The 8,825-nt window shown below is 35.1% G+C and carries 8 protein-coding genes; 2 read left to right on the top strand and 6 right to left on the bottom strand.

All coding sequences use genetic code 11. The features are described from left to right. The 5 genes from AC3DU7_RS17650 to AC3DU7_RS17630 all read right to left on the bottom strand — a co-directional run. Nucleotides 1-508: RNA-guided endonuclease InsQ/TnpB family protein (locus AC3DU7_RS17650; protein WP_488040627.1), on the bottom strand; the 508-nt coding region annotated here is incomplete at its 3' end. A gap of 251 nt (nucleotides 509-759) precedes the next feature. Beyond that, on the bottom strand, nucleotides 760-1,251 hold the full coding sequence (locus tag AC3DU7_RS17645) for a hypothetical protein (RefSeq protein WP_488040626.1): 492 nt from the start codon (nucleotides 1,249-1,251) through the stop codon (nucleotides 760-762). A 305-nt stretch (nucleotides 1,252-1,556) separates the two neighbouring features. Next, nucleotides 1,557-2,558: a UDP-glucose 4-epimerase GalE gene (gene galE, locus AC3DU7_RS17640; protein ID WP_488040625.1), complete on the bottom strand. Its 1,002-nt coding sequence runs from the start codon at nucleotides 2,556-2,558 to the stop codon at nucleotides 1,557-1,559. A 292-nt stretch (nucleotides 2,559-2,850) separates the two neighbouring features. Further along, nucleotides 2,851-3,525 carry a (2Fe-2S) ferredoxin domain-containing protein gene (locus tag AC3DU7_RS17635; protein WP_488040624.1) on the bottom strand — a complete coding sequence of 225 codons (675 nt, stop codon included), beginning with the start codon at nucleotides 3,523-3,525 and terminating at the stop codon, nucleotides 2,851-2,853. 135 nt (nucleotides 3,526-3,660) lie between these two features. After that, nucleotides 3,661-3,906 carry an Asr1405/Asl0597 family protein gene (locus AC3DU7_RS17630; protein ID WP_293085133.1) on the bottom strand — a complete coding sequence of 82 codons (246 nt, stop codon included), beginning with the start codon at nucleotides 3,904-3,906 and terminating at the stop codon, nucleotides 3,661-3,663. 280 nt (nucleotides 3,907-4,186) lie between these two features. On the opposite strand from AC3DU7_RS17630, the gene dpsA reads away from it, so the two are divergent. Then, nucleotides 4,187-4,720 carry a DNA starvation/stress protection protein DpsA gene (dpsA, locus tag AC3DU7_RS17625; RefSeq protein WP_488040623.1) on the top strand — a complete coding sequence of 178 codons (534 nt, stop codon included), beginning with the start codon at nucleotides 4,187-4,189 and terminating at the stop codon, nucleotides 4,718-4,720. A 1,964-nt stretch (nucleotides 4,721-6,684) separates the two neighbouring features. Beyond that, nucleotides 6,685-6,888, top strand: a complete 204-nt coding sequence (locus tag AC3DU7_RS17620) for a hypothetical protein (RefSeq protein ID WP_488040622.1) — start codon at nucleotides 6,685-6,687, stop codon at nucleotides 6,886-6,888. Between the two features lie 1,100 nt (nucleotides 6,889-7,988). Here the strand turns inward: AC3DU7_RS17620 and AC3DU7_RS17615 are convergent. Further along, complete coding sequence (locus AC3DU7_RS17615) at nucleotides 7,989-8,777, bottom strand: endonuclease/exonuclease/phosphatase family protein (protein WP_488040621.1); 789 nt, start codon at nucleotides 8,775-8,777, stop codon at nucleotides 7,989-7,991. Nucleotides 8,778-8,825 lie beyond the last annotated feature (48 nt).

Genomic DNA, 8,825 nt, shown 5'->3' with positions numbered 1-8,825 from the left:
AACTCAAGAAATATCTATGAGCTGAATCTTTGATTACTGTTACTGATGATGGAGCGGCAGGTAACTCTGTTGACCAAACTATTTTCAGCTTTCCTATCTTGGCTAAATAAACTTTGTGTTGACCAATTTTAAACCCTCCTTTTGTAAATCTAGCAGTTTGCTTTGATTTTCTACTTTTGAACTGAGGAGGTCTTATAGGCTTACCTTTCCTTTCATCTCTAGTTGATTTAAAAAAGTTTTGATAAGCCTGGTTTAAATCATTCAAAGATTGCTGCAATGGTATAGCAGAAACTTCTGATAACCATTCTCTATATTCAGCCTTCTTAGCTTGAGTTATAAACTGTTTTTGTAGTTCAGAATTAGTGGGTTTCTTTTCTCCTGATTTATACTTTTGTTGGCAGCAAGCTAGACTATCATTCCACACAACTCTAACACAACCAAATAGCTTGGCTAATCGGTATTTTTGTCCCCGTGTTGGATATATGCGATACTTAAATCTAGCTTTCATAACTTGACTTTCAAACTAACAACATGATAACATATTTATTGAAAAAAAATCAACCCGCAAGCAATAAAAAGTCGCCCGCTTATGGGCGAGGCTTGAGACCCATTTTTTCGGTCAGTCGTTCTTCTGTCATAAATATTAAGTTAGAAAAATTATAACGCACAGAAAAATAAGCAAAATAACTATTTATAAGTAAAGTTTAGTTTTCAATAGTTAAACTATATTAATGATGTGGAAAAAGTTTTAAATATTACTTATGATTTTGAAAGTCTAGGGTCATTAACCATTAACTGAGTAAGCTCTTGTTTCATGGGATTTAAAAGTTTAGGATTAGAAATTAAAAAATTTAGTTTTTTCATCTGAAATGTTGTTTTTATTTCCTCTTCCCCAATTATTTCTTTCAATGCTTTTATTTCTTCTGATTGGGGATTTGGATAATTATATATGATCCAATATAAATAAGGGAATATTTCTAAATATAGGGTAAAATTTTTTTCTCTGTCTTCTATTTTCAAAACATAATTTACTTCACATTCTGCGCTCAAATTCGTCCATAAACAATCAATTAAGTTTAAATTAGAAATACACTTTTGATAACCTTCCCACAATTTTTCTTTTTCCCAACTCTTGCTATCTTTCTTCAATTGATAACGATTATTTAAGAAAGTGACAAATATCGCGATGCCTCCACCAACTAACGAGCTAATAACATATTTCCAAGCATCAGGAATTTCTGGAATAACCATTGATTTTATTTTTCTCAATTCAAATATGCAGCAATTAAATTATCAAAAATGTATTTGTTTATAGTTGCGCTGGATGCCCCCTAAATATATCTGGGAGAGCTAAAGCGCAACAACGACTTTTATTTAGGTAAAAAATCAGCTTTCTGATACAAAGCTATATATAAGGGCAGACAAATAACCTCCATCATAAAGATGAATTGTAACCACGACTATATGACTTTTAACTTTCATTTCCCAAGCATTTATTTTTAACTTGTGCCTTTTGACTTTTGACTTTTAACTTTCATTCTTTTGCCTTTTAACTTTCAATTCCCATGTCGCTGCTGATGCCATTGCCAAGCATGGGTAACAATTTCTTTAACCTCTGGATATTTTGGAGACCAACCCAATACTTTCCTTACTTTTTCGCTACTTCCTACCAAAATAGGTGCATCTCCTGGTCGGCGATCGCATTCTACCACTTTAAAATCTTTCCCAGTTACATTCTTAACCGTTTCTATCACTTCCCTAACAGAAAACCCATTACCATTACCCAAATTAAATACTTCACTTTTACCACCATTCAATAAATACTCTAATCCCAAAACATGAGCATCCGCTAAATCACATACATGAATATAATCCCGAATACAAGTACCATCGTGGGTAGAATAATCTGTACCAAAAATTGATATAGCATCTCGCTTACCTAATGCTGCTAATAATACCAGTGGAATTAGATGAGTTTCCGGATTATGATCTTCTCCAGTTAAACCATTAGGATGTGCCCCTGCTGCGTTAAAGTAGCGAAAACAAACAGACTTAAAATCATAAGCAACCTCAAAGTCCGAAAGTATTTGCTCTACCATCAGTTTACTTGCCCCGTAAGGGTTGATTGGATTTTTGGGATGATCTTCGGGAATAGGAGTAGTTTGTGGCTCCCCGTAAATAGCAGCAGTTGAAGAGAATACAAATTTTTTCACAGATGCTGCCAACATTGCTTCTAATAATGTCAGTGTACCTACTACATTATTGTGATAATATTTTTGGGGGTCTTTAACTGACTCTCCAACAAAAATATATGCAGCAAAATGCATAACTGCCGCTATATTATGAGTGGCAAAAATTTTGTCTAATAGAGAGCGATCGCTGGTATCTCCAACAATCATTTCTACTTTCAGGATATTTTCTACTATATCCCGATGTCCATAGATAAGGTTATCGAGAATTACGACTTCATAACCTGCAGTTTGTAGGGCCTGCACTGCATGAGAGCCAATATATCCTGCTCCCCCAGTCACTAAAATAGTTGGCTTGGTTTGTGACACTTTTTTTGTCTTCCTTATTGCTATTAATTGAGCTAGTAGTTTCCTGAAGTTAATCTTCGGTAGGCTGGAAATAACTTTTTTGTCTTTACCCTAAACTATCTTAATTAGGGCTTGCTGATTAATCTCAAAGTATTGACTGAATATTGGCAAGTGCATTCTGTCTCCTACCTCTACCAACAGACTTTATTCAGCAGACTCTAATTATATTACAAATAAACAGCAGAATATTTCCAATCCCCAACAAGAGATTGGAATTAGAGAAACTTAACTACAAATTAGCAATTTTTATATGTTATGCTTCTAAACTAAAATGTTTTTCAATTACATCAGGAATTTCTGCGGAGCTAATTCGGCTATAACGGGCTTTGTTAGGCATAATTACTAGATTAGGTCCTGCTTTGCACTTTTTCAGACATCCAGTCTTCTTAATTGTCACATGGTCTTGTAAGCCGCGATCGCTTAATACTTCTGATAATGCTTTACAAACTTTCCCTGCCCCCCGTTTTTGACAATCTGATTTTTGGCACACCAAAATCTGAGCTTTCTTCGCTGCACATTTAGAATTACTTTTAGTTATTTCTTCTGGAGATTTACTACAAGTATGTTCAGTTTCAGATGACTTCAGCTCTTTTAGTTGGCTAGATAAAGTTTCAACTAATCCCACACCATGATTTTGACATGGCTTTGTTGCGTTATTGCTAAAGTCTGGTACAATTTTAAAGGCTTTAAGTTCTTCTTCACCAGTTTTCCGATAAACTGTTCTTTCTCCAGTTACCTTTACTCCTAAACCTGGTATTAATACTGAGGCAAAAATTTTCCGTAAGGGCTTGGCAAGTTTGATGGTATAATTATTACCTGTTGGTGTCTCTACATGAATATATTTCAGTTTGTAGCCGTCTTTAATAGTAACTTCTTGGACTTGTCCTTCTAAGATAAATTTTGTCATTTGCTTCTTGGATTTAGACATTGTTGGTTATTTTTGCTTGGTGATGGTTATTGATGCGGCTAGGGGAAGGTTTAAATACCTACTAAAAGTAATGTACTTCTACAGATAAATACATTACTTTTACTTATCTCTAATTTATGGTATTAATTCAGCATATTAGCTAACCTGCCAACAGCGTTGTAACAATTGCACCAATTCGCAACGATTAGCTGTAAATTGTTTCAAAACACTTTCTAATTGGGTAGCTTCATTTGTGTTTTTGAGCTGTACCCGCAATGGCTTTTCTGCTTCACACCAACAATGAATATCCAATTCTTGTAAGCGTTTATAGACTTCCCATCGGTCTACCAAGCTTATTTGTAAAATTTCCTTAGTGTCTGGCCTCTGGTTGAATGTACTCATTTTTTTTCAATTGCAATATATTAGCACTAAATTTACCGTTAAGACCTCTAGCAGTTCTGATGTGTTTCTACCAGAGTAACTATATTTTTGACTATACAATAGCTGCTAAACTTTCTCAATAGTTTGATCGAAAAAATTTGCTAACTTAGAATATCTTCTATCTGCGATCTTGGCTCAGGTTGACTCTCCTATTAACTGTGATAGACTTAGAACTGTTAGCAATAAATAAAGCTAGATAACTAGCAATAAATTAAGTTAATTGAAAGGAGAATAGAATAAGATGGCTACAGCAACTCCAGTACAAGTATTTGGTCAGATTGCCGATAACCCAATTGGATTAGAAAAAAGTGTTACTGAACCCATATGTGAGGGTATGAATATAGCTTTGGCCAGTTTCCAAGCTTTATTCCTCCAATATGAGAAACATCATTTTGTTGTAGAAGGAGCAGAGTTTTATCAACTGCATGAGTTCTTTCAAGAAAGTTATGATGATGTAAGAGGTCATGTCCATGACTTAGCTGAACGCTTAAATGGTCTAGGTGGCGTTCCAGTTGCTAGCTTTGCTAAGTTGGCTGAAATGTGCTGTTTTACTCCTGAAGAAGATGGAAGTTTTGGCTCTAGAGCTATGGTTGAACACGATCTAGGGGCGGAACAAGAAGTGATTAAACTTCTACGTCGTCTTGCTGCACAAGCTGAAAGCTTAGGCGATCGCGCTACTCGCTACCTCTATGAGCAAATTTTACTCAAAACTGAAGAGCGTGCATATCACTTAGACCACTTCCTTGCTCCAGATACACTAGTAGTCTTGAACTAGGTTCTGATACTTATTAAGTAGCAATTTTAAGAATTTTCTGGTAAATGAACTATACAAAAGAAGCTGGTAGATGCAACACCTAAACTTGTGTTGTTATAGAATCTTTGTAAACTAGTAAAAAAATCTATTTCAGTAGGTATTTGTCAAGCAAAGCTTCAGAAAGTCCACTTCTTAAACTTTAATTGCCTACAAAACTTTCACTCAGATATGAAATACTAGAAGACAACTGGCAGAGAGGTACACCCAATTCTCTCTGTCAAACTTTTTTTGCTAGATTAAGTAGTTCCTTACTAATTCAAAGTATACCTCTGTTGCAAAATTTTTGCAACTACCCTAAATAAAATTTAATTTTTGTAAAACTTGTTACTGATTTTTGAATTATGAATTATATTTCCGGATAAGAGCATGAGAAAAAAAGTGTCTATCATACATTCCGGACTTCAAAATGTAATATAAAAAGTCAGGTGTTAGGTATCAGGTGTCAAGAGAAAATAATAGTGGTCATAATTCAATACAGTTCACTTAAAGATTTTTTTGCAGTTCTGTTATTTGAAGAGCTAAGTTAAGTTGGCACAAAAAAACTAAGTACGTAACAAAAAGTAAAGTAGCTCTAAAACCTCTTCCCTCTCTTGGTGCGCATTCCCTCTCTTGGTCAGCATTCCCTCTCTTGGTCGGCGTTCCCTCTCTTGGTCGGCGTTCCCTCTCTTGGTGAGCATTCCCTTGCGCCTGACGGCGGCGCGGGGTCTCACCGCTTGCGCCTGTCGGCGGCGCGGGGTCCGACCGCTTGCGTCTGATGCCGACGCGGGATATGACTGCTTGCGTCTGACGCCGACGCGGGGTCGCACCGCTTCTGCCCTCTGCCTCCTGCCTTCATCTCTCCTAATCCACAGGAGGGGTTAGAGGTGGGTTGTCTCCTACCCCTACCAACAGCTTTATTCAGCAAACCCTAATTATTCAGATTCCACATAAAAGTTTAAGTAAAATTTTTTTGCTCCGAATCTATATCTCAGGAGAATGGGCCAGGAAACCCAAAGAGCGATCGCTGTAAATCTTAATGTTAGGGTAAGGCCCTCCCCAGGTAATTATGTACTCTTGACGCAATGAAAAACAATTCAGGGCACATTTCCTACTGTTAATCCAGTCTTTGCACTCTCTCCAGGCATAATTCGGGCTTGCTGATTAAATCTCAAAGCATTGACTGATATTGGTTTCAGTCTTTTTTTGTCTAAAAAAGTGCCAGCTTTTCGGCCTAAAAAGCTCATGCATGCTAGTATTTCGGGACAATTATGGCAGAAAAATCAAGGTACTATTTTTCTGACTACTTCTTCTATAATAGACCTCTCCGGAAAAGAGGGAGTAGGGAGTAGGGAGTAGGGAGTAGGGAGTAGGGGAAAAGAATTGATGATTTATGCGTATGGGATTGATTTAATTTTTGACGATCGCCAGATGTCTAATTCTCATTCCTCCTGACTTCACTGATTTACCGATTCTGGCTCCTAACCCTACCACTCATAATTTTTCAGCAAACCCTAATTCCATACCTTCCTACAAACCGCCAACATATCCATAAATGATGGCCATCTGTTCTTGAGAAGGGATTAACTTATACTCATAGGTTAATATTATCAAATCCGCATTGTATGATAATTTTATCTCAATGGAGTGTTTATTGTTTGTTTGGTGGCGATTATCTCCTGGTCAATAGGAGATTATGAGATTATGCCGGGATTCCTCTCGCTCCATTTTTGATAGCTTAACTATACGACAAATAATTTAGCCAGATTATATATGAGTGACACAAATCACAAAAACACAAAAATATACTCACATTTTGAGATGACACTAACTACAAATTGAGTTGACAACAATTATGAACTAAATATTACTTGAATCACTTTATCTAATTGTAAAACATCTAATAATAAAAATGAAAGCTTTGGTTAGTCATTAGTTAATTAATTTGTATGAAATTACTCAATATATCATCCAAACAAAAAGCACTTGAAGAATTATTTACTCAAGTAATGTGTTCCAGCGTTATTACTCCCGATGAACGCCAGCAGATTCAGAACATATTATTAGCTGGTTATCTGAATGATGATGAGTATGCCATCATTAATAGGTTATTTTATAATCTCCGCCGTGGTTGGATAAAACTTGTTGACTAGCATTTTAGTATTCAATAAGTAGGAAAGGTTCAACAATTGATAATTAAAGCATGAATAATTAATAATTATTTCTGTCTAAATTGATATGGTCGAAGATATTGTTAACTTTTTCTTACGTTCAAGAATACGCTTTAAATATTGATTAACTATCAATTATTAATTGGCAATAAATATTATGTATCTTAATAAATACTCAAAAATCAAAAAAGTTGTGACGAAGGCCATAGTAGAGAGTAGTGGAAGAAGAGAATTCAAAGCTAAGAGCTTTTTTATTATGTCTAATTAATGAGATTCTGTTTAAGAGACTGTTGTAAAAGGAATGTTAAATCCATAGGGTGGGTTAAGAATTGCACAACATTAAAAAGCGACAATAGGTAAGCATTTCCTACAGAATGCCTACCTATGAAACTTCTGATCGAAAGTTATTTAATTTTGTCAAATATTTAGTAGCTCTTTTGTACAAATCAACATAAGATATTTGACACTATTTGACTATGTATCTGAACTTCGTCTTTGGCAAAATGGCACAATTTATGCTGTACAGGAGGTACGTTGGATTTTTCATCTACATTTACTGGGTACAATCTTGTAGGAATTCTGAAATTATCTAATAAATTTGATGCTTTTTGTTGTGGTTCAGTGAGTGGAGATGTATGGCTAGATCTTAGCAGATACTCCCTGTGAATCTCCATTAAGAAATGTTACAAATTTACATGAGTACACCCAAAAAAGGCGATCGCCATATCTTAACGAAGTCAGAAGTCAGAAGTCAGGAGTTAACCCACCCCTAACCTCTCCTAGGAGGGGAAGTAGAGGATTTGAGCTTCGCTCCAAAAATATTGCGCCAATCAAGGCCGGGTTTCAGACCCATTTTGTTTTGATAAGATTGATCAGGGCTTTAGAGTTTTATAGTAGATTTGTATGGGAGAAGTTTAGATATATAACTATATTTATGTATATCAATGTGCGCTGGCATATTTATAAAAACCTTTCTCAAGAGTCAAATTTTTGGGAAAATATTCAGCTTTCATACTACATTGAAGTTCGGAATGTAGGTTTGATATTTAATCAGCAAGCCCTATTTATATTGATATTTAAGATTAATCAAATTCTGCTACTACTGGAAAATGGTCTGAAGGAAGTATTCCATTATATTTTTTATTCTCTACTTTCACGCTGTTTAAATTTAACCTACTGTCATAATAAATAGTGTCAATAGGCAGAAAAGCTCTGTCTGTAAAATCATTATAAGTCATCTGATTACTTAACTTTAAATCAGATAAAGCGTCTAATAAATACAATCCATTTTTCAAAGGATTTAAAAAAGTATTTCGTGCGATCGAACCTGGTCGATCGTTAAAATCTGCTGTGACAAAAATCAATGATTCTTTGTCAGGATTTAATTTTTCTGTTTGTAGGAAATCAAAGATTAATTTAGCACCTAATTCTCTGGCTTTTTTACTATCATAATCTAAGTGGGTATTAATAATAACTATTTGCCGATTATCTTCAATAACATTAAATCTTGCCCAACTAGCTATTCTGGGTAAATGATTTCCCCAACTAGAAGTAATACTACCTGGTACATTTGGTGTTTCACTCAGCCAAAAATCTCCATGGTCGAGACAATTTAATTTATATTTCTGATAAAATATTGCACAGTGTTCATCATCACCCGTACCTCTTCTATCGCCTCCAAGACTGTAATAATTAGGCAATAATTTCTGTAAATCTAATAACTGATTTACTTTAACTTCTTGAGTGCTAATTATATCTGGAGCACATTCATAAATTAAGCTAGCTATAGCATTTTTTCTGACCTCCCACCGATAATTTTCAGGGTCAGGTTTATCATATCGAATATTAAAAGTAATAATTTTGATTCCCATTGTTTTGTAAGCATTCAGCGGTCAGCTATCAGCTATTAGTTATTAGCT

It is taken from the genome of Okeania sp. (assembly GCF_983059655.1).
This window is presented reverse-complemented; position numbering and strand designations above follow the sequence as displayed.